Source organism: Enterobacter sp. RHBSTW-00318 (assembly GCF_014101375.1).
GTDB classification, from domain to species: domain Bacteria; phylum Pseudomonadota; class Gammaproteobacteria; order Enterobacterales; family Enterobacteriaceae; genus Enterobacter; species Enterobacter ludwigii.
On sequence record NZ_JABXQH010000001.1, the window covers coordinates 3,304,342 to 3,324,369 of the forward strand.

Sequence of the window (20,028 nt, forward strand, 5' to 3'; positions counted from 1 at the left end):
TTTGGTTTCACTTGGGCAGTTTCTAAACAATCGCGCGGTAGTATAAAGGCAAGCCTGATTCATTGATATAGCCGTCACCTGACGGGCGATAAGGAGATCGTGAAGCATGGCTTTCAAAACATGGCAAACAGGCGTTCATATTCAACAGGATAGGGTGCAGATAGTGGCGCTGGCCCGGGAGCGGTCGGGCTGGCGTTTGTGCCGCTGGTGGGCGATCACTCTGGCCGACGGGATTATCCGGGATGGCAAAATTTGCCAGCCTGAACAACTGGTTGACGCCCTGCGCGACTGGCGGAAAACGTTGCCACACTCCCACCGGGTGTTTCTCTCATTTCCGGCGGCCCGCACGCTGCAACGATCGCTTCCCCGTCCGGGCGTGGCGCTGCGCGACAGCGAACAGCTCTCCTGGCTGGGGGCGACGCTCGCGCGTGAACTGGAGATGGCTGCTGACACGCTCTGTTTTGATTATGCGCAGGATACGTTCAGCAATACATTCCATGTCACCGCGGCACAAAACAACGAGATTAACCCCCTGCTGACGCTGGCAAAGATATTACGTTTACGGCTCGTGACGATCACCCCGGATGCCAGTGCGCTGGCGAACCTTCTCCCTGCGGTAGCGCCGGCGCAGTGTGTCGCCTGGCGGGATGGACATCAGTGGCTGTGGGCGATGCGCCATCAGTGGGGACGGCGTTTTACCACGGAAGCGGAAAACGTGGCCGATCTCGCGGCACTGCTGGCCCTCACGCCGCAGGACATTGCCCTCTTTGATAGCCAGCGAGACCCCTGGGACGCCCTGGTTCGTTGCCATGCTCCTCTGCCGGCATGCGGCGCTGATTATACCGTCGCGCTGGCGCTGGCCATGAGTGAGGTGCCGGAATGAGCATGACGAACTTTCTGCCGTGGCGGCGGCAGCGGCGCGTGCGCTGCCTGCGATTCTGGGGCGTACTGTTTGTCGCTACGTGGCTGCTGATACTGATGGGGGTTTTCAGCCTGCGGATGAATCCTCTCGTGATGACGCGTGCGCTGCATATTCAACTGGCGGGCATGCAGTCCGTGCAGCAGGCGCTGGTGTCTCGTACAAGGTCAGGCACGGAGACGCCAATGCCCGCGCCAGCGCCTCAACGACGCGCCTGGCAGCCGGTGCTGGAGTCCTTTGCCGGGATGATGCCATCCCAGGTCTGGCTGACCGAACTGCGCTATCAGCCCCCTTCACTGATGTTAACCGGATATGCCGCAACACTCCCCGCGCTCTCTGCTCTGCGGGATGGGCTCGGAAAAATGGTGGGGTTTACCCCGGGGCCGACGGGGGAATTACAGCAGGACGACCAGGGGCGCTGGATGTTCACCTTTCATCTGCGAAGCGAGGGCTAATGCGTGGAAACCTTGTTCGAACGCTGGTGCGAAAGCAGCCCCCGATGTCGGGTGCTGTGCTGGTGTCTGAGCATTCTCTTTCTGGGGAGTACGACGTGGGGCATGGTGCTTCGACCGGTAACAAAGCAGGTGGCTGAACTTCAGCGGCAGGTCAGCGAGGCCGCACAGGCTAATGTCTCGCTATGGCCCGCCGCCAGTCAGGTGCCGCGGCGTCACGCACCCCGTGAAGCCACGGTAATGACGCCTTTTTCGCCACTCGAGTTTCAGGGGGCGGGCACAAGACTGGTTCACTGGAAGCCGTTGCAAAACGGAGGGGAACTGACGCTGGATGCCGAATGGCAGGCCATCCCGACAGTTTTCACCCGGCTGGCGCAGTGGGATGTTCAGGTTGCCGCCTTTGCTCTCTCTGCACAGGGTTCGGCATTACGCCTGCGGGTGGAGCTGGAGGAGCCGCATGCAAAATAGCGCGCGTTGCCTGCTGGTGTGTTGCGCCCTGTTAGTGACCGGGATGCGGGATCCTTTTCGCCCGCCGGATGACCCTTGTGCGGTAGGGCAACTGGCGCAGTGGCATTACCACGGGATGGTGGGCGGCACTCAGGACACCGGCATTTTACAGGATGGGCAAAAGCGCTGGCATCGCCTGACACCGCAACAGCGCCTCCCGGTGGGCTGGCGGGTAACGGCCCTCAATGAAAGGGAACTGGTCGTCGATGTGGGGGATGCATGTGAACCCAGACAATGGACATGGCAACGAGAAGGAACGAAAAAGAATGAACATAAGGATAACGCTGTGGCTGCTGGCGTTCAGTCATCCGCTGTGGGCCGCCGCGCCAAAGCCGGTCACGCTGGTGGTGGATGAGGTACCGGTGGTGCAGGTGCTACAGGCGCTGGTCGCACAGGAGAACCGTAATCTGGTGGTATCGCCAGATGTCAGTGGCACGCTGTCGCTCAATCTGACACGCGTCCCCTGGCGACAGGCGCTACAGACGGTCGTCAGCTGCGCCGGGCTTGTTCTGCATGAAGAAGGGGGCATTTTTTATGTTCACACCGCAGCCTGGCAGCGTCAACAGCTGGAACGCAAAGAGCAGGAGCGGACACGCCGACAGCTTGATGCGCCGCTGGTCTCGCACAGCATACCTTTTTCTTACGCTGACGCCGGGGAGCTGCAAAAAGCGGCGGAAAAATTGCTCAGCCCAAAGGGGAGTTTGTCTGTCGACAAGCGCACGAACCGTCTGCTGATACGGGATAACCAGGCGGTGCTTGATACGCTGCAGCACTGGGCGACGCAGATGGATATCCCTGTCGAGCAGGTGGAACTGGCGGCGCATATCGTGACCATCAATGAAAAAAGCCTGCGTGAGCTGGGGGTGAAGTGGAACCTCGCCGACGCAACGGAGGCGGGCAAGGTCGGGCAACTCACAACGCTTGGCAGCGATCTGTCCGTGGCAAACGCCACCACCCATGTGGGTTTTAACATTGGGCGGATTAACGGCAGGCTGCTGGATCTGGAGTTGTCGGCGCTGGAGCAAAAGCAGCAGGTCGATATCATCGCCAGCCCACGACTGCTGGCCTCGCATATGCAACCGGCCAGTATTAAGCAGGGCAGTGAGATCCCATATCAGGTCTCCAGCGGTGACAGCGGGGCGACCTCCGTGGAATTTAAAGAGGCGGTGTTAGGCATGGAGGTGACGCCGGTGGTGCTGCCCGGCGGTCGCGTACGCCTGAAGCTGCACATCAGTGAAAATATGCCAGGACAGGTGCTGCAGCAGGCCGATGGTGAAACGCTCGCCATCGATAAACAAGAAATTGAAACCCAGGTGGAAGTAAAAAGTGGAGAAACGCTGGCGCTGGGCGGGATTTTTTCGCAAAAGAATAAAACTGGAAGCGATCGCGTGCCCGGGCTGGGCAACATCCCCTGGCTTGGACAGCTTTTTCGCCATGACGGAAAGGACAATGAACGACGGGAGTTAGTGGTGTTTATTACACCACGACTGGTCGGTATTCGCTGAAGAGTCACGATCCTCCCAATGATTTTGCATTCAGATTGTTGCAGATGTTTGACGTGGGGCATGAATTAGCATACAAGGAGTACCGATTTGAGTTGGACTTACGTCTTATTGCCTTATGCGTCTGGTGCGGTGATTTAATCAGTTGCCAAACAAGCCGGAGTATTGAGATAATTTTTAGTCTGACTCTCGCTCTATTGCATATGAGGTTTCAGTTCATGTCCTGCTACGCCGGGTGTCTGCGAAGCGGGGATTACCATTAACGAATAGTCTTAGTAGTACCGATAAAATGGCAGAGAAACGCAATATCTTTCTGGTTGGGCCTATGGGTGCCGGCAAAAGCACTATTGGGCGTCAGTTAGCTCAACAACTCAATATGGAATTTTACGATTCTGATCAAGAGATTGAGAAACGAACCGGAGCTGATGTGGGCTGGGTTTTCGACGTAGAAGGCGAAGAAGGTTTCCGTGACCGAGAAGAAAAAGTGATCAACGAACTCACGGAAAAGCAGGGCATTGTTCTGGCAACAGGCGGTGGCTCTGTCAAATCTCGCGAAACCCGCAACCGTCTCTCCGCCCGTGGCGTAGTGGTCTATCTCGAGACGACCATCGAAAAACAGCTGGCACGTACGCAGCGCGATAAAAAGCGCCCGTTGCTGCAGGTTGAAACGCCACCACGCGAAGTTCTGGAAGCGTTGGCCGATGAACGCAATCCGCTGTACGAAGAGATTGCTGATGTGACCATTCGTACTGACGATCAGAGCGCTAAAGTGGTTGCAAACCAGATTATTCATATGCTGGAAAGCAACTGATTCTGGCTTTATATACAATCGCCTGCGGGTAAAAGCATTAAAGGTGGATGTCGCGTCATGGAGAGGATTACAGTTACTCTCGGGGAACGTAGTTACCCAATCACCATCGCGGCTGGTTTGTTTAACGACCCAGCTTCCTTTTTACCACTGAAAGCGGGTGATCAGGCGATGCTGGTCACCAATGAGACGCTGGCTCCGCTTTATCTCGACCGCGTTCGCCACCTGCTTGAACAGGCGGGCGTTAAAGTCGACAGTGTGATTCTGCCCGATGGCGAGCAGTATAAAAGCCTGGCGGTACTGGATACCGTCTTTACCGCATTGCTGCAAAAACCGCATGGTCGCGATACAACACTGCTTGCCCTGGGCGGCGGTGTTGTGGGCGATCTGACGGGCTTTGCGGCTGCAAGTTATCAACGTGGTGTGCGTTTTATTCAAATCCCTACCACGTTACTGTCTCAGGTCGACTCTTCTGTCGGCGGCAAAACGGCCGTTAACCATCCGCTCGGTAAAAATATGATTGGCGCGTTCTACCAGCCGGCATCGGTGGTGGTGGCTCTCGACTGTCTGAAAACCCTACCGAAACGCGAGCTGGCTTCTGGCCTGGCTGAAGTGATCAAATACGGCATTATTCTGGATGGCGAGTTCTTTGACTGGCTGGAAGAGAATATGGATGCGTTGCTGCGCCTGGATGAGGCGAAACTGGCTTACTGCATTCGTCGTTGTTGTGAGCTGAAAGCGGAAGTTGTCGCTGCAGACGAGCGTGAAACGGGCTTACGTGCTTTACTGAATCTTGGGCATACGTTTGGTCACGCGATTGAAGCCGAAATGGGTTACGGTAACTGGCTTCACGGTGAAGCAGTCGCTGCCGGAATGGTAATGGCTGCCCGCACTTCTGAACGTCTGGGGCAGTTTAAACCGGAAGAGACGGCACGCATCATCACGCTGCTTAAGCGTGCGGGCTTGCCGGTAACCGGGCCGAAAGAGATGTCGGCACAAGCGTATTTACCCCACATGATGCGCGATAAAAAAGTATTGGCAGGTGAGATGCGTCTTGTACTCCCGCTTGCAATAGGGAAGAGTGAAGTACGCGGCGGAGTGCCGCATGATGTGGTTCTTGGCGCTATTGCTGACTGTCAGCAGGCGTAACAACTAGAAAGGTCAGGCCACTGTTACAGGTGGTCGTTTAGCTTCAGGCGAAATGCAAAGTCGTTGGCATAAGCCTTTGAGTGGGGTGTTAAATGGATGAATTCAAACCAGAAGACGAGCTGAAACCCGATCCCAGCGATCGTCGTACTGGTCGTTCTCGTCAATCTTCAGAACGTGATAACGAGCCGCAGATCAACTTTGACGATGTTGATCTGGATGCAGACGATCGTCGCCCTTCGCGTAGCCGCAACGCGCGTGATGAGCGAGAAGAAGAGGGTTATGAGTCCGAAGAAGATTCAATGGACGAAGAGCCTGTAGAGCGTCGCCCACGTAAACGTAAAAAAGCCGCTGCGCAGAAACCCGCCTCCCGCCAGTACATCATGATGGGACTCGGCGTTCTGGTGCTCGTGCTGCTGATTGTCGGTATTGGTTCTGCGCTAAAAGCGCCTTCGACCCCTTCCGGTGAGCAAGCGGCATCCACTGAGAAGAGCATCAGCCTCTCTGGTAACGATGCGACCGATCAGGCGAATGGTGCGCAGCCAGCGCCGGGTACCACCTCCGCCGAGCAGACTGCCGGAAATACAACACAGCCGCAGGATGTTTCTCTGCCGCCAGTTTCTTCTACCCCCGCACAGGGTCAGGCACCTGCCACGCCGGAAGGCCAGCAGCGTGTAGAAGTTCAGGGCGACCTGAACAATGCCCTGACGCAGCCGCAAAATCAGGCGCAGGTGGACAATGCCGTGGTTAACTCTACGCTGCCAACTGAACCTGCGACCGTTGCACCGATCCGCGGTGGTAACGCTCAGCCGCAAACGGCTGCAACCGAAACCAAACCGCGCCAGACGCAACCTGCGACCCGTCCTGAACGTAAGCAGGCTGTGATTGAACCTAAGCGTGAAACCAAACCTCAGGCAGTCGTCAAAGCGCCTGAAGTGAAAGCGCCAGCTCAGACAAAACGTACTGAAACGACGGTGAGCGAACCGGCAAAAGCACCGGTTACGCAGACTGCACCGAAAGCAACAGCGACCACCACGGCACCGGCTGCCACTTCGGCACCAGCTGCAACTGCACCTACTGCAACTGCACCTACTGCAACTGCACCTACTGCAACTGCACCTGCAGCAACGGCAACAACCAGCGCCGCAGCAGGCAAGACTGCGGGTAACGTCGGTTCGCTGAAGTCAGCCCCGTCCAGCAATTACACGCTGCAGCTGAGCAGTTCGTCTAACTATGACAACCTCAACGGTTGGGCGAAGAAAACAAATCTGAAAAACTATGTGGTTTATCAGACGACCCGTAATGGTCAGCCGTGGTACGTGCTGGTAAGTGGCGTTTATGCTTCAAAAGATGAAGCGAAACGTGCTGTCGCAACGCTGCCAGCCGACGTTCAGGCGAAAAACCCATGGGCTAAGCCAATTCATCAGGTTCAGGCTGATCTGAAGTAATGTTTAAAGCGCAGGATGCTGTCGGAGCTTTCTCCACAGCCGGAGAAGGTGTAATCAGTTAGTCAGCATGAAAAAAAATCGCGCTTTTCTGAAATGGGCAGGGGGGAAATACCCCCTGCTCGATGATATTAAAAAGCACCTGCCGAAAGGCGAGTGTCTTATCGAGCCCTTTGTGGGCGCTGGATCGGTATTCCTGAATACCGATTTTTCTCGTTATATCCTGGCGGATATCAACAGCGACCTCATCAGCCTCTACAACATCGTCAAGCTGCGGACCGACGAGTACGTGGAAGAGGCTCGGAAGCTGTTTACGCCCGAGCACAATAATCCGGACGTTTACTACCAGTTCCGCACTGAATTTAATCAAAGTCAGGATCCGTTCCGCCGGGCGCTGTTGTTCCTCTATCTCAATCGACACGGCTACAACGGCCTGTGCCGGTATAATCTTCGTGGTGAGTTTAACGTGCCGTTTGGCCGTTATAAGCGTCCGTATTTCCCACAGGATGAGTTGTATCACTTTGCTAAAAAAGCGCAGAATGCCGAATTCCACTGCCTCTCCTATGAAGAGTGCATGGAGCTGGCAGGCGTAAACTCGGTGGTCTATTGCGACCCGCCTTACGCACCGCTGTCTGCGACGGCAAATTTCACCGCTTATCACACCAACAGCTTCAGTCCGGCCGAGCAGGCCCGTCTGGCGGAGATGGCGGAAAAGCTGGTCAGCAAAAGAATTCCGGTGTTAATTTCGAATCACGATACCCCTGATACGCGCGAATGGTACAAAGCCGCGAAGCATTTTCAGGTCAAAGTGCGGCGTAGCATAAGCAGCAACGGCGGCACACGTAAAAAGGTGGACGAACTCCTGGCTCTTTATCGCCCCTGAGCCGTTTTGCCCGCCGGTAAACACATTTCAAGGAGATGCGGATGAAACAGTTTTTGATTGCTCCCTCAATTCTGTCGGCCGATTTTGCCCGCCTGGGTGAAGACACTGCAAAAGCACTCGCGGCGGGCGCGGATGTCGTCCATTTCGACGTTATGGATAACCACTACGTTCCTAATCTGACCATTGGCCCGATGGTGCTTAAAGCGCTGCGTAACTATGGTATTACCGCGCCGATTGACGTTCATCTGATGGTGAAGCCTGTTGACCGTATCGTGCCTGATTTTGCCGCTGCGGGAGCCAGTATCATCACCTTCCACCCTGAAGCGTCTGAACATGTGGATCGCACGCTGCAGCTCATCAAAGAGAATGGCTGTAAAGCGGGTCTGGTTTTCAACCCGGCTACGCCGCTGAGCTATCTCGACCATGTGATGGATAAGCTGGATGTCATTTTGCTGATGTCCGTTAACCCGGGCTTTGGCGGTCAGTCGTTTATCCCTCATACGCTGGATAAACTGCGTGAAGTGCGCCGTCGTATTGATGAGTCAGGTTACGACATTCGTCTGGAAGTCGACGGTGGTGTAAAAGTGAATAACATTGGTGAAATTGCGGCAGCGGGCGCGGATATGTTCGTTGCAGGTTCAGCGATTTTCGACCAACCGGATTACAAAAAAGTCATTGATGAAATGCGCCGTGAACTGGCGAAGGTAAGTCATGGATAAATTGCAGGCAACCCGGGGTATCGCATTTGACCTCGACGGCACGCTGGTCGACAGCGCGCCGGGCTTAACCAGCGCTGTAGACCAGGCGCTGTATGCTCTTGAACTGCCCGTTGCGGGCGAAGAGCGTGTCATCACGTGGATTGGCAATGGCGCCGATGTCCTGATGGAGCGCGCGTTGACATGGGCCCGCCAGGAGCGTGTGTCCCAGCGTTCCGCACAGGGTAAACCGAGCGTGGATCATGCGGATATCCCGCAGGAAGAACAGCTGCGTATCCTGCGTAAATTGTTCAATCGTTTCTATGAAGAGACGGTCGAAGAGGGCAGTTTCCTGTTCCCGGATGTCGCAGAAACGCTGAGTGCGCTTCATGCCAACGGCATTCCGCTGGGGCTGGTGACAAACAAACCGACACCTTTTGTCGCCCCTCTGCTGGAAGCGCTGGATATCGCGAAGTATTTTTCCGTCATTGTTGGCGGTGATGATGTGCAGAACAAAAAGCCGCATCCGGAACCGTTACTGCTGGTGGCAGGAAAATTATCCTTAACGCCCGCGGAGCTGCTCTTTGTCGGGGATTCCCGCAATGATATTCTGGCTGCCAGAGCGGCGGGTTGTCCTTCAGTGGGATTAACCTATGGCTACAACTACGGTGAGGCCATCACGCTGAGTGAGCCGGACGTCGTGTTCGACCACTTCAAAGATTTGTTGCCCGCACTCGGGCTTTCGCACAGTGATAATCAGGAATTGAATAATGACTAAGCCCATCGTTTTTAGTGGCGCACAGCCGTCAGGTGAATTGACCATTGGTAACTACATGGGTGCGTTACGTCAGTGGGTCAGCATGCAGGATGATTACCATTGCATTTACTGCATCGTAGATCTGCATGCTATCACTGCACGTCAGGATCCTGAGAAGCTGCGTAAAGCCACCCTGGACACCCTGGCGCTGTATCTGGCCTGCGGAATTGATCCTGAGAAGAGCACCATTTTCGTTCAGTCTCACGTTCCAGAGCATGCGCAGCTGGGCTGGGCGCTGAACTGCTACACCTACTTCGGCGAACTGAGCCGCATGACGCAGTTCAAGGATAAATCCGCGCGCTACTCAGAAAACATCAACGCCGGTCTGTTTGATTACCCGGTACTGATGGCAGCAGACATTCTGCTGTACCAGACCAACCAGGTGCCGGTTGGCGAAGATCAGAAACAGCATCTGGAACTGAGCCGCGATATCGCCCAGCGCTTTAACGCGCTGTACGGCGACGTGTTCAAAGTGCCTGAGCCGTTCATTCCAAAATCCGGCGCACGTGTGATGTCGCTGCTGGAGCCAACCAAGAAGATGTCCAAGTCTGACGATAACCGCAACAACGTTATCGGCCTGCTGGAAGACCCGAAATCGGTGGTTAAAAAGCTCAAGCGTGCGGTGACCGACTCCGATGAGCCACCTGTTGTGCGTTACGACGTGCAGAACAAAGCGGGCGTCTCCAACCTGCTGGATATCCTCTCCGGTGTGACGGGTCAGAGCATTCCTGAGCTGGAACAACACTTCGAAGGCAAGATGTATGGTCACCTGAAAGGGGAAGTGGCGGATGCCGTTTCCGGCATGCTGACCGAGCTGCAGGAGCGTTATCACCGCTACCGTAACGACGAAGCTTTCCTGCAGAAAGTGATGAAAGAGGGCGCGGAAAAAGCCAGTGCCCGCGCGTCTGAAACCCTTAAAGCGGTGTACCAGGCGATTGGGTTTGTGGGTAAACCATAACCCTGTTTTGTCGGGTAAGCATGAGCGCTTCCCGACAAAAAACGCGCTGAGCCAGACAAAAAACCGGGACATTCCCGGTTTTTTTTACGCCTGAAAAACGCTTACTGCTGTGCGGCCGGGCCGCAGCCACCGATGATCTTCGAAATGGAAATTGCCGGGTGCAGCAGGTAATCATAGCTGCAATTATTTTTGGTATTTTGAACGTGACCGGTGCAGGCGGTCAGAGTCGATAACATGCCTACCAGAACGGCGGCTTTTGCCAGTTTAAACATACGCATTCCTTGTCTGAAAAAACGAAAATTGGATCTAACGTGAGGGAATAAATGGAAAAATTCCATTTCGCGGGCGGTATGTTATCGGGAGCGGTAAGAGGGGAGTAGTCCGCATAAGGACTACTCCGGGAAGGGGGAATATGCGTTAGTGATTCGAGAACCAGTTCAGTTTATCGCGCAGCTCTACCACGCGTCCGACAATAATCAGCGCCGGGCTTTCAACCTGCTGTGCCAGCTCACCTAACTGCGTCAGCACGCCGTTCACCACGCGCTGCTTAATGGACGTGCCGTTTTCCACCAGCGCGACGGACATATCCTCTTCCATGCCGTGCTCAAGCAGTTTGTCCTGAATGGTCGCGGCCTGGTTTAACCCCATATAGAACACCAGCGTCTGTTTTTCGGCGGCCAGGTTATGCCAGTCCAGCTCACTGCCGGTTTTCAGGTGCCCCGTCACCAGGCGTACGCTCTGGGCATAGTCACGGTGGGTTAGCGGAATGCCCGAGTAAGCTGAGCAGCCGGAAGCTGCCGTGATGCCCGGCACCACGGAAAACGGAATGCCCGCGTTGCACAACGTTTCCAGCTCTTCACCGCCGCGACCAAAGATAAACGGATCGCCACCCTTGAGGCGCACCACGCGTTTTCCTTTTTGCGCTTCGCGCAGCAGGATCTGGTTAATCTCCTCCTGCGGCACACAGTGGTACCCGGCACGTTTACCGACAAATACGCGGTCAGCATCGCGGCGGACCAGGTTCATTATTTCATCGGAGACCAGACGGTCATAAACCACAATATCCGCCTGCTGGATCTGCTGCAGCCCTTTCAGCGTCAGCAAACCGGCATCGCCCGGGCCGGCACCCACCAGCACCACTTCACCGCGATGATCCAGCGGCTCGCAGAGCAACTGCGCCGTCGTCTCTTCCACCGCTTTATGATCCTGATTCGCCAGCGACTGGGCCAGCCTGTCATTCACAAAGAATTTTTCCCAGAAGCGACGGCGTTCGCCCACGGTCGCGAAGGTTTGCTTAACCCGTGAACGCAGCTGCCCGGCATAGTGGGCAATCTGGCCAAGATGCTGCGGCAGGATGGCTTCCAGTTTTTCCCGCAGCAGGCGGGCCAGAACGGGAGAGCGGCCTCCGGACGATACCGCAATCATCAGCGGCGAACGGTCAATGATCGACGGCATGATAAAGCTGGCCTCCTTCGGGGCATCCACCACGTTACAGAAGATGCGGCGCGCTTCACAGGCGTCGCTGACGCGCTGATTCACTTCATCGTCATCCGTGGCGGCAATGGTCAGCCAGCAGGTATCAAGCAGGGATTCATTAAACCCCCCCTGCACCAGCGTGAGCATCCCTTCTTTTTCCCAGGCCTCAAACTGCGGGGCAAAAGCCAGGGCGTTAACGGTGAGTCGGGCTCCTGCTTCTAACAGCAAGCGCGCTTTGCGTTCAGCCACATCGCCGCCGCCTACAAGCAGGCAGTCGCGATGGCGTAATTGACAGAAAATCGGCAGGTGGTCCACGACATTACCTCACAGCATTCAAGGAGGGGGTAAGAAATTGAGGTCAGGATAACAGCAGGAATCGTACAGAACATACGGTTTTTCCTGCCGTTACCCATAAGGGGTCATAAGCTTTTCATATTGAAAAGGCGAGAGATTAGCCTTTCAGCTGCACCTTACCGTCCTTCACGCGGACATCGTAGGGCTTCACGGAATAATGCTCATCTTCCATGCAATACCCGTCGCGTAAACGAAAACGCTGTTTCTTCAACGGGCTGGCAACCCAGAGTTCACCCTGATGCTCTGCGATTAATCCCCGGGACAGGACGCTGGCCTCAAAGAACGGGTCGATATTGCTGATGGCAAAAACCTGTTCATCATGGCGAGGGCGGAATATCGCGACCTGCTCGTTACCCAGCAGGGCACAGACCCCGGTGGCAGGCAGAATGTCGTTAATGTTGCAGATGTTTACCCACTGGCTCATGAGTTTTCCTCCACCAGAGTCACCGGAATACGTTCATAAGGTGTCGCCGGACGATGCTGCTCGCGTTCTGCCACAACCTGCACATTCGGGTCGCGCTGGGTGCTGTTGATAAAGTGTCTGAAGCGAGTCTGCGCCGCCGGGGTGTTGACGGTTTCAGTCCACTCGCAGATCACCGCCTCGCGCAGGCGCGTCATTTCCGCTTCCAGATGGTCGTTCAGGCCCAGTTTGTCGTCAATGATGACCGATTTCAGGTACTCGATGCCGCCTTCCAGGTTATCGAGCCAGGACGCGGTACGGGTCAGCTTATCGGCGGTACGGATGTAGAACATCATAAAGCGGTCGAGATACTGAATCAGCGTATCGCGGTCGAGGTCTGCAGCCAGCAGGTCAGCATGGCGTGGTTTCATGCCGCCGTTACCACAGACGTACAGGTTCCAGCCTTTCTCGGTGGCGATGATACCCACATCTTTACCCTGCGCTTCCGCACATTCGCGGGTACAGCCGGAGACGCCAAACTTCATTTTGTGCGGTGTACGGATGCCTTTGTAGCGGTTCTCCAGCTCCACACCGAAGCCGACGCTGTCGCCTACGCCGTAGCGGCACCAGGTGCTGCCCACACAGGTTTTTGCCATACGCAGCGCTTTCGCGTAGGCGTGGCCGGTTTCGAATCCCGCGTCAATCAGCTGACGCCAGATTTCAGGCAGGTCATCTTTTTGTGCACCAAACAGGCCGATACGCTGAGAGCCGGTGATTTTGGTATACAGGTTAAATTCGCGCGCGATACGGCCAACGGCGACCAGCCCTTCCGGGGTGATTTCGCCACCGGCGGAGCGTGGGATGACGGAGTAAGTCCCGTCTTTCTGAATGTTCGCCAGGAAGTTATCGTTGGTATCCTGCAGCGGCGTATGTTCTGGTTTGAGAACGTACTCGTTCCAGCAGGAGGCCAGCAGGGAACCCACGGTCGGTTTACACACTTCACAGCCATAACCCTGGCCGTGTTTCGCCAGCAGTTCGTCGAAGGATTTGATGCCTTCCACGCGGATCAGGTGGTACAGCTCCTGGCGAGAGTAAGCGAAATGCTCGCACAGGTTATTGTTGACTTCGATACCCTGTTTCGCCAGTTCTGCGTTCAGAACCTGTGTGACCAGCGGGATACATCCACCGCAGCCGGTACCGGCTTTGGTTTCCGCCTTCAGGGCCGCGACGGTATGGCAGCCTTTATTGATGGCCGAAATCAGCATGCCTTTGGTCACATCGAAGCAGGAGCAAATCTGCGCGCTGTCGGGCAGTTTATCCACGCCGATGGACGGCTTACCGCTGGACGCATGCGCTGGAAGGATCAGCGCGTCCGGGTTTTCCGGCAGTTCGATGGCGTTCAAGACCAGCTGAAGCAGGTTACCGTAGTCGCTGGTATCGCCCACCAGCACCGCGCCGAGCAGGGTTTTGTTGTCCTGACTGACGATAAGACGTTTGTACACCTCTTTGCTTTCATCGAGGTAAACATAGCTGCGTGCGCCCGGCGTGCGGCCATGCGCATCGCCAATACCGCCTACGTCTACGCCCAGCAGTTTCAGCTTGGCGCTCAGGTCAGCCCCTTCGAAGGCGTTCTGGTTGCCGAGAATATGGTCAACGGCAACCTGCGCCATTTTGTAGCCAGGCGCGACCAGACCGTACACGCGGTTGTTCCAGCTGGCGCATTCGCCGATGGCGTAGATATCCGGGTCGGAGGTCTGGCAGGTATCGTTAATCATGATCCCGCCGCGCTGAGCGACGGCCAGACCGCACTGGGTGGCCAGCTTGTCGCGTGGGCGAATACCGGTAGAGAAGACGATAAAGTCCACTTCCAGTTCGCTGCCATCGGCAAAGCGCATGGTTTTCCGCGCTTCGGTGCCTTCCTGCACAATCTCTTTGGTATTTTTGCTGGTATGAACCTTCACGCCCATGCTTTCGATTTTACGGCGCAGCTGGTCACCACCCATGTGGTCAAGCTGCTCTGCCATCAGCATCGGGGCAAATTCGATGACGTGGGTTTCAACACCGAGGTTTTTCAGCGCACCGGCGGCTTCCAGACCCAGCAGCCCCCCCCCGACCACGGCGCCACGTTTACTGCGGCGGGCACATGATTCGATCGCATTGAGATCTTCGATGGTACGATAAACGAAGCAATCCTGCGTTTCCGAGCCTTTGATCGGCGGGATCCACGGGTACGAGCCAGTCGCCATGATCAGCTTGTCGTAAAAAACCGTACGTCCGGCGCTGGAGTGGATCACTTTTTCCTGACGGTTGATGGTGATAGCGCGTTCGCCCACCAGCACTTTCACGCCATGCTTCTCGTAGAAACCATCGCGCACCAGAGAGAGCTCTTCAGCGGTATGATGGGAGAAGTAGGAAGACAAGTGCACACGGTCGTACGCCTTGCGGGGTTCTTCACAGAACACGGTAATATCGAACTGGTTAGCATCGGCTTTATCGAGAAGATCCTCAATAAAGCGGTGGCCGACCATGCCGTTACCGATGATAGCGAGTCTGACTTTGCTCATTTTTGCCTCGATTTCTTTTCTATTACTGCCTACCTTAACGATTCAGTAGTGGCACTTATTGATGCAAATCAAATACGCCTTCGCCTACTCCTTAGGTGGTATATGACTGATTTGTCAGGATTTTTATAAGTTGTGGAAATCGCTGGCTTTTCGAGGTCGCCTATTTTGTGTACAAATTAAGGGGCGCATTGTCAAAAATGCGTACTCCCAAATATCAGCCGCGTTTTTCAGGGGAAAGGCATGTCTACAACACCGCTTGGGCTTATTCAGAATGTTCGCTTACCGGGTCGCGAAGGGCTGTGGCAAATCGCCATTGAGCAGGGCCGTTTTGGTGGCATAACGCCGATGGGCGATACCGAAGACGAAAACGTAAGAATCTTAAACGCGCGTGGCGGCCTTGCCATCCCCCCGTTTATAGAACCGCATATCCACCTTGATACCACCCAGACGGCAGGCGAGCCGAGCTGGAACCAGTCCGGTACGCTGTTTGAAGGCATTGAGCGCTGGGCGGAGCGTAAGGCACTGCTTAGCCATGAAGATGTAAAAGCGCGCGCCTGGAAGACGCTGAAAGGGCAAATTGCCAACGGTATTCAGTTTGTGCGCACCCACGTGGACGTCTCTGACCCGACGCTCACCGCCCTGAAGGCCATGCTGGAGGTGAAGCAGGAGGTTGCGCCGTGGATCACGCTGCAAATCGTGGCGTTCCCGCAGGAAGGCATCCTTTCTTACCCGGACGGCGCGGCGCTGCTTGAGGAGGCGTTGAAGCTGGGCGCCGATGTGGTCGGGGCAATCCCGCATTTTGAATTCACCCGCGAGTATGGTGTGCAATCGCTGCACATTGCCTTTGAACTGGCGAAGAAATATGACCGTCCGCTGGATATCCACTGCGATGAAATTGACGATGAGCAGTCCCGATTTCTGGAAACGGTGGCCACCCTGGCTTATGAATCAGGGATGGGCCCGCGGGTCACGGCCAGCCATACCACGGCGATGCACTCCTATAACGGGGCATACACCTCGCGGCTTTTCCGCCTGCTGAAGATGTCAGGCATCAACTTTGTCGCCAATCCACTGGTGAATATCCATTTACAGGGACGCTTTGATGATTATCCCAAACGACGCGGGATTACCCGAGTGAAGGAGCTGCTGGAGGCGGGGATCAACGTCTGTTTCGGGCATGATGATGTCTTCGACCCGTGGTACCCGCTTGGCACCGGCAATATGCTGCAGGTACTGCATATGGGGCTGCATGTGTGTCAGATGATGGGGTATTCGCAAATCGACAACGGTTTGAACCTGATAACCCACAACAGCGCCCGAACCTTCGGCCTGACGGATTACGGTATCGAAACGGGAAATCTGGCTAACCTGATCGTGCTGCCTGCGGAGAGCGGGTTTGAGGCGGTGCGCTGCCAGGTGCCGGCGCGCTGGTCGATTCGGGAGGGGCGAGTGATTGCCACGACGCAGCTTGCGCAGACGTGGATCAAAATGGACGACGTTGCGGAAGAGCACATCTTCACGAAAAACAGCCCCTTCGCTGAGCGCAAAGGGGCGTAGGGGATCAGTGGGACGCCGCTGCCGTATTATGCTGGCGGTGGCGGGTCACAAAGCCCAGAACCAGGCACATCACAAACACCACCGCGTACAAACCGTTAGCGGTATGCAGCGCGGCCAGTGGGCCGCTGTGGGCGACGATCGGGCCGGTGACCACGAAGGTCAACATGGTGCCGATGGTGCCGCAGGTCAGCACGAAGTTCACCAGTTTCGGTGACGCCACTTTGGTCTGCAGAGAGCCCAGCGTAATGATAGAGGTGTAAATCGCGCTGGAGAAGAAGCCCAGGGTCAGGATGAACCACGGCATATGCTCCGGTGAACCGTTAATGAACAGGTACATCAGCACGGTTGCCATGCCCGCCAGCACGGTCAGAATGCGCTGCAGGTCGAAGAAGCGCAGGATGAAGCTAAACGCCCACATGCCGAACATGTAAGACATCCAGAAATCGCTCACCAGTTTACCCGCGTCGTTCAGGCTCATGCCCAGGCCTTTGGCGTATTCCGGCACCCAGGAGATAAAGCCCAGCTGACCGAGGATATAGCACAGTGCGGCCACGGAGAGGAACAGTACGCCGATACCCCATTTCTCTTTCGCGACCGGCTCGTCCGTGGATTGCGCTTTTTTGCCCAGAACCGGGAATTCACAGCCGAAGGTCAGAATAAAGATTGCCACGTAGACCAGACCGATACAGGCATAAACCCAGTACCACTCAATGCTGCGTGCCAGCAGAACGGCCGCTACCATCGGGAAAATCATCCCCGCCATGCTGAAGAAGGAGTCGGTAAACAGCAGACGTGCGCCACGCTGACGACCTTCATACATATGGGTAATCAGGAACGTACCGATGGACATCGTAATACCGCTCACCAGACCCAGCACAAACATGGCGGCAGAGAACAGGGCGATGCTGTGGCTCACCATTAAACCCGCTACCGCGGCGACCATCAGCACGAAACCAAAACGCAGCTGCGTTTTCAGTGGAACAATTTCCATCAGCCAGGCATTCAGGAAAATGGAGATCAGGATCCCGGCGTTGAGGAAGGTAAAGGTGTTACTCATGCTGGAAACGGGCAGCTGGAAGTAGTCTGCGATATTACCCATCACCATCCCGGTGACGATCACCAACGCGCCGGTCAGGGCGTAGGAGAAGAAGCTGATCCATGTGAGCTTGATACGATTGCTGTTAGTCATGTCTGGCCTGTTCAGGAAAAGAAAAGCGCCCGAGGGGCGCTGAGAGCGGGCAGATTTTAGACATTAAAGTGATCCATTCATATCTTTTAAGAGAAATTCGAACACTATTGCAGGTTTTTATGTGATTCAGATCACATTAATAGGCTTCATAACCAATCGTTTGCGTGGTTACAACTGTTTCAATTTCGTAAAATTAGGTAAAAGGCTGGTCTCCGTTCATACTGCTCTTTAGAATCAAGCCATTCGCTTTTTATACTGCGCTTTGTTAAGGAATTCTCATGCTCAAATCAACGCTGGCGGCTGTCGCAGCTGTGTTTGCTCTTTCTGCCGTTTCCCCTGCTGCGCTGGCAGCCAAAGGAGACCCTCACGTTCTGCTGACCACCTCCGCCGGGAATATTGAGCTGGAACTGAATAGCCAGAAAGCTCCGGTTTCTGTGAAAAACTTCCTCGACTACGTGAATAACGGTTTCTATAACGGCACCACATTCCACCGTGTGATCCCGGGCTTTATGGTGCAGGGCGGTGGTTTTAACGAGCAAATGCAGCAAAAGCAGCCTAACGCACCGATTAAAAATGAAGCGGATAACGGCCTGCGCAACACCCGCGGTACCATCTCTATAGCGCGTACGGCAGATAAAGACAGCGCCACCAGCCAGTTCTTTATCAACGTGGCGGATAACGCCTTCCTCGACCACGGTCAGCGCGACTTCGGTTACGCGGTCTTCGGTAAAGTGGTGAAAGGGATGGATGTGGCTGACAAGATTTCTCAGGTGCAGTCCCATGACGTTGGCCCATACCAGAATGTGCCGACGAAACCGGTTGTGATCCTCTCTGCAAAAGTTCTGCCGTAACCTTCTTTGACACGGGCGCTTCTCGCCCGTGTTTCGCTCCCCTCCCTGCGAAAGCGCGTTTTGCTGCTTATACTTGTGGCACACGGACATCTTCAGGGAGGCGTTAAGTGAAAAAACTCACCGATAAGCAAAAATCCCGTCTCTGGGAGCAGCAGCGAAACAGTAATTTCCAGGCCAGCCGCCGCCTTGAGGGGGTTGATAGCCCGCTCGTTACGCTAAACGCCCAGGATGCGCAAAGCCGTCTTGAAGAACTCAGGAGGCACTATGAGCGATAAAATCGGTGACGATCGTGACCCGTATCTCTACCCGGGTCTGAATGTGATGCGTAACCGTCTGAATATCCGCCAGGCTGACCGTCTTGCAAAGGCATCCTATGAGATCACCGCGCTGCGGGTGGCGACGCTCGGCTTAGGCCCGTCGGCGCCGGGGTTGCCGCATCTCTGTGCAATCCACCGCCACCTTTATCAGGATATTTTTGACTGGGCGGGCGATATCCGCGAAATCGATATTTATCAGGGCGACACCCGCTTCTGCCACTTCGCCTACATCGAGAAAGAGGGCAATGTCCTGATGCAGGATCTCGAGGAAGAGGGGTATCTCAACGGTCTGCAGAAAGAGGAGTTTGTGGCCCGCCTGAGTCACTACTACTGTGAGATCAACGTGCTCCATCCCTTCCGGATTGGCAACGGTATCGCTCAGCGGATCTTCTTCGAACAGCTCGCCATCCATGCAGGCTATCAGCTGAGCTGGAAAGATATCGACCCGGGCAAATGGGCGGCGGCCAACCAGAGCGGCGCAATGGGCGATTTAACGGCCCTGAACGCCATCTTTGCCAAAGTAGTGAGCGAAGCGCGGGAAACTGAGTAGAATAGGGCGGCACGTTTTTCTGGAGCCGCCATGATTCTGCTGATTGATAACTACGATTCCTTCACCTGGAACCTTTACCAGTATTTTTGTGAACTGGGTGCAGAGGTGGTGGTCCGCCGCAACGACGACATCAGCCTGGCCGAAATCGACGCGCTTGCCCCGCAGAAAATCGTTATCTCGCCGGGGCCCTGCACGCCGTCGGAATCGGGCATTTCGCTGGATGTCATTCGTCACTACGCCGGTAAGCTGCCCATTCTTGGCGTCTGCCTGGGCCACCAGGCCATTGGGCAGGTGTTTGGTGCCACCATTGTGCGCGCCGCCAAAGTGATGCATGGCAAAACCGCGCCGGTGACCCATACCGGCACGGGCGTGTTTACGGGGCTTAATAATCCGCTTACCGTGACGCGCTACCATTCGCTGGTCATTGACCCGTCAACGCTGCCGGAATGCTTTGAGGTTACCGCCTGGAGCGATACCCGGGAGATCATGGGGATTCGGCATCGTGAATGGGACCTCGAAGGGGTGCAATTCCACCCGGAGAGTATCCTCAGCGAGCAGGGACACCAGCTGCTGGCAAATTTCCTCAATCGTTGAATAGTGGTTGCCTTGCTGTGATTTTTTATGCATATTTTGTGATT

At 55.4% G+C, this 20,028-nt stretch carries 22 protein-coding genes; 17 read left to right on the top strand and 5 right to left on the bottom strand.

Annotation, left to right across the window (positions count from 1 at the left end):
* Window positions 1-106: 106 nt before the first annotated feature.
* The 12 genes from HV157_RS16255 to trpS all read left to right on the top strand — a co-directional run bounded on the left by HV157_RS16255 (window position 107) and on the right by trpS (window position 10,132).
* Window positions 107-883 (top strand): DNA utilization protein HofM, encoded by a 777-nt coding sequence (locus tag HV157_RS16255; RefSeq protein WP_182268719.1) that lies wholly within the window; start codon window positions 107-109, stop codon window positions 881-883.
* A complete protein-coding gene (locus HV157_RS16260) occupies window positions 880-1,374 on the top strand; it encodes a PilN domain-containing protein (protein WP_182268720.1) in 495 nt (164 codons plus the stop codon). Before HV157_RS16255 ends, HV157_RS16260 begins: the two co-directional genes overlap by 4 nt.
* Window positions 1,375-1,377: 3 nt before the next feature.
* Entirely contained in the window at window positions 1,378-1,839 is a 462-nt protein-coding gene (locus HV157_RS16265) for a hypothetical protein (RefSeq protein WP_044866195.1), read from the top strand.
* Window positions 1,829-2,233, top strand: coding sequence for a HofP DNA utilization family protein (locus HV157_RS16270; RefSeq protein ID WP_072049757.1), 405 nt, complete (start codon window positions 1,829-1,831; stop codon window positions 2,231-2,233). Before HV157_RS16265 ends, HV157_RS16270 begins: the two co-directional genes overlap by 11 nt.
* On the top strand, window positions 2,145-3,383 hold the full coding sequence (gene hofQ, locus HV157_RS16275; protein ID WP_104440738.1) for a DNA uptake porin HofQ: 1,239 nt from the start codon (window positions 2,145-2,147) through the stop codon (window positions 3,381-3,383). The genes HV157_RS16270 and hofQ overlap by 89 nt, the downstream gene beginning before the upstream one ends.
* Window positions 3,384-3,669: 286 nt before the next feature.
* Window positions 3,670-4,191, top strand: a complete 522-nt coding sequence (gene aroK / locus HV157_RS16280) for a shikimate kinase AroK (protein ID WP_003861630.1) — start codon at window positions 3,670-3,672, stop codon at window positions 4,189-4,191.
* A gap of 57 nt (window positions 4,192-4,248) precedes the next feature.
* Entirely contained in the window at window positions 4,249-5,337 is a 1,089-nt protein-coding gene (aroB, locus tag HV157_RS16285; RefSeq protein WP_182268721.1) for a 3-dehydroquinate synthase, read from the top strand.
* Window positions 5,338-5,429: 92 nt separating this feature from the next.
* Window positions 5,430-6,782: a cell division protein DamX gene (damX, locus tag HV157_RS16290; protein ID WP_182268722.1), complete on the top strand. Its 1,353-nt coding sequence runs from the start codon at window positions 5,430-5,432 to the stop codon at window positions 6,780-6,782.
* Between the two features lie 67 nt (window positions 6,783-6,849).
* On the top strand, window positions 6,850-7,662 hold the full coding sequence (gene dam, locus HV157_RS16295; RefSeq protein ID WP_014171946.1) for an adenine-specific DNA-methyltransferase: 813 nt from the start codon (window positions 6,850-6,852) through the stop codon (window positions 7,660-7,662).
* A 41-nt stretch (window positions 7,663-7,703) separates the two neighbouring features.
* On the top strand, window positions 7,704-8,381 hold the full coding sequence (gene rpe / locus HV157_RS16300; RefSeq protein WP_014885523.1) for a ribulose-phosphate 3-epimerase: 678 nt from the start codon (window positions 7,704-7,706) through the stop codon (window positions 8,379-8,381).
* Window positions 8,374-9,135, top strand: coding sequence for a phosphoglycolate phosphatase (gene gph / locus HV157_RS16305; RefSeq protein WP_020884582.1), 762 nt, complete (start codon window positions 8,374-8,376; stop codon window positions 9,133-9,135). The genes rpe and gph overlap by 8 nt, the downstream gene beginning before the upstream one ends.
* Entirely contained in the window at window positions 9,128-10,132 is a 1,005-nt protein-coding gene (gene trpS, locus HV157_RS16310) for a tryptophan--tRNA ligase (RefSeq protein WP_014171943.1), read from the top strand. Before gph ends, trpS begins: the two co-directional genes overlap by 8 nt.
* Window positions 10,133-10,233: 101 nt before the next feature.
* On the opposite strand, the gene HV157_RS16315 is transcribed toward trpS, so the two are convergent.
* From HV157_RS16315 to nirB, 4 genes are all read right to left on the bottom strand, one after another.
* Window positions 10,234-10,404, bottom strand: coding sequence for a YhfL family protein (locus HV157_RS16315; RefSeq protein ID WP_020884583.1), 171 nt, complete (start codon window positions 10,402-10,404; stop codon window positions 10,234-10,236).
* Window positions 10,405-10,549: 145 nt separating this feature from the next.
* Complete coding sequence (gene cysG / locus HV157_RS16320; RefSeq protein ID WP_047355664.1) at window positions 10,550-11,923, bottom strand: siroheme synthase CysG; 1,374 nt, start codon at window positions 11,921-11,923, stop codon at window positions 10,550-10,552.
* A gap of 136 nt (window positions 11,924-12,059) precedes the next feature.
* Window positions 12,060-12,386, bottom strand: a complete 327-nt coding sequence (gene nirD, locus HV157_RS16325) for a nitrite reductase small subunit NirD (RefSeq protein ID WP_020884585.1) — start codon at window positions 12,384-12,386, stop codon at window positions 12,060-12,062.
* Complete coding sequence (gene nirB, locus HV157_RS16330; RefSeq protein ID WP_182268723.1) at window positions 12,383-14,926, bottom strand: nitrite reductase large subunit NirB; 2,544 nt, start codon at window positions 14,924-14,926, stop codon at window positions 12,383-12,385. The genes nirD and nirB overlap by 4 nt, the downstream gene beginning before the upstream one ends.
* Before the next feature lie 240 nt (window positions 14,927-15,166).
* Here nirB and HV157_RS16335 point away from each other — a divergent pair, with 240 nt between their 5' ends.
* The gene (locus HV157_RS16335) at window positions 15,167-16,483 is read left to right on the top strand and encodes a cytosine deaminase (RefSeq protein ID WP_032679098.1); all 1,317 of its coding nucleotides are present in this window, start codon (window positions 15,167-15,169) and stop codon (window positions 16,481-16,483) included.
* A 4-nt stretch (window positions 16,484-16,487) separates the two neighbouring features.
* Here HV157_RS16335 and tsgA read toward each other — a convergent pair whose 3' ends face one another.
* Window positions 16,488-17,672, bottom strand: coding sequence for an MFS transporter TsgA (gene tsgA, locus HV157_RS16340; RefSeq protein ID WP_020884588.1), 1,185 nt, complete (start codon window positions 17,670-17,672; stop codon window positions 16,488-16,490).
* 278 nt (window positions 17,673-17,950) lie between these two features.
* Between tsgA and ppiA the strand changes: the two genes are divergently transcribed.
* The 4 genes from ppiA to pabA all read left to right on the top strand — a co-directional run bounded on the left by ppiA (window position 17,951) and on the right by pabA (window position 19,984).
* Window positions 17,951-18,523, top strand: a complete 573-nt coding sequence (ppiA, locus tag HV157_RS16345) for a peptidylprolyl isomerase A (protein ID WP_182268724.1) — start codon at window positions 17,951-17,953, stop codon at window positions 18,521-18,523.
* Window positions 18,524-18,630: 107 nt separating this feature from the next.
* Complete coding sequence (locus HV157_RS16350; RefSeq protein ID WP_014171935.1) at window positions 18,631-18,798, top strand: YhfG family protein; 168 nt, start codon at window positions 18,631-18,633, stop codon at window positions 18,796-18,798.
* A complete protein-coding gene (locus tag HV157_RS16355) occupies window positions 18,788-19,390 on the top strand; it encodes a putative adenosine monophosphate-protein transferase Fic (protein WP_025202869.1) in 603 nt (200 codons plus the stop codon). Before HV157_RS16350 ends, HV157_RS16355 begins: the two co-directional genes overlap by 11 nt.
* Window positions 19,391-19,420: 30 nt before the next feature.
* Window positions 19,421-19,984: an aminodeoxychorismate synthase component 2 gene (gene pabA / locus HV157_RS16360; RefSeq protein WP_049023797.1), complete on the top strand. Its 564-nt coding sequence runs from the start codon at window positions 19,421-19,423 to the stop codon at window positions 19,982-19,984.
* Window positions 19,985-20,028: the final 44 nt, after the last annotated feature.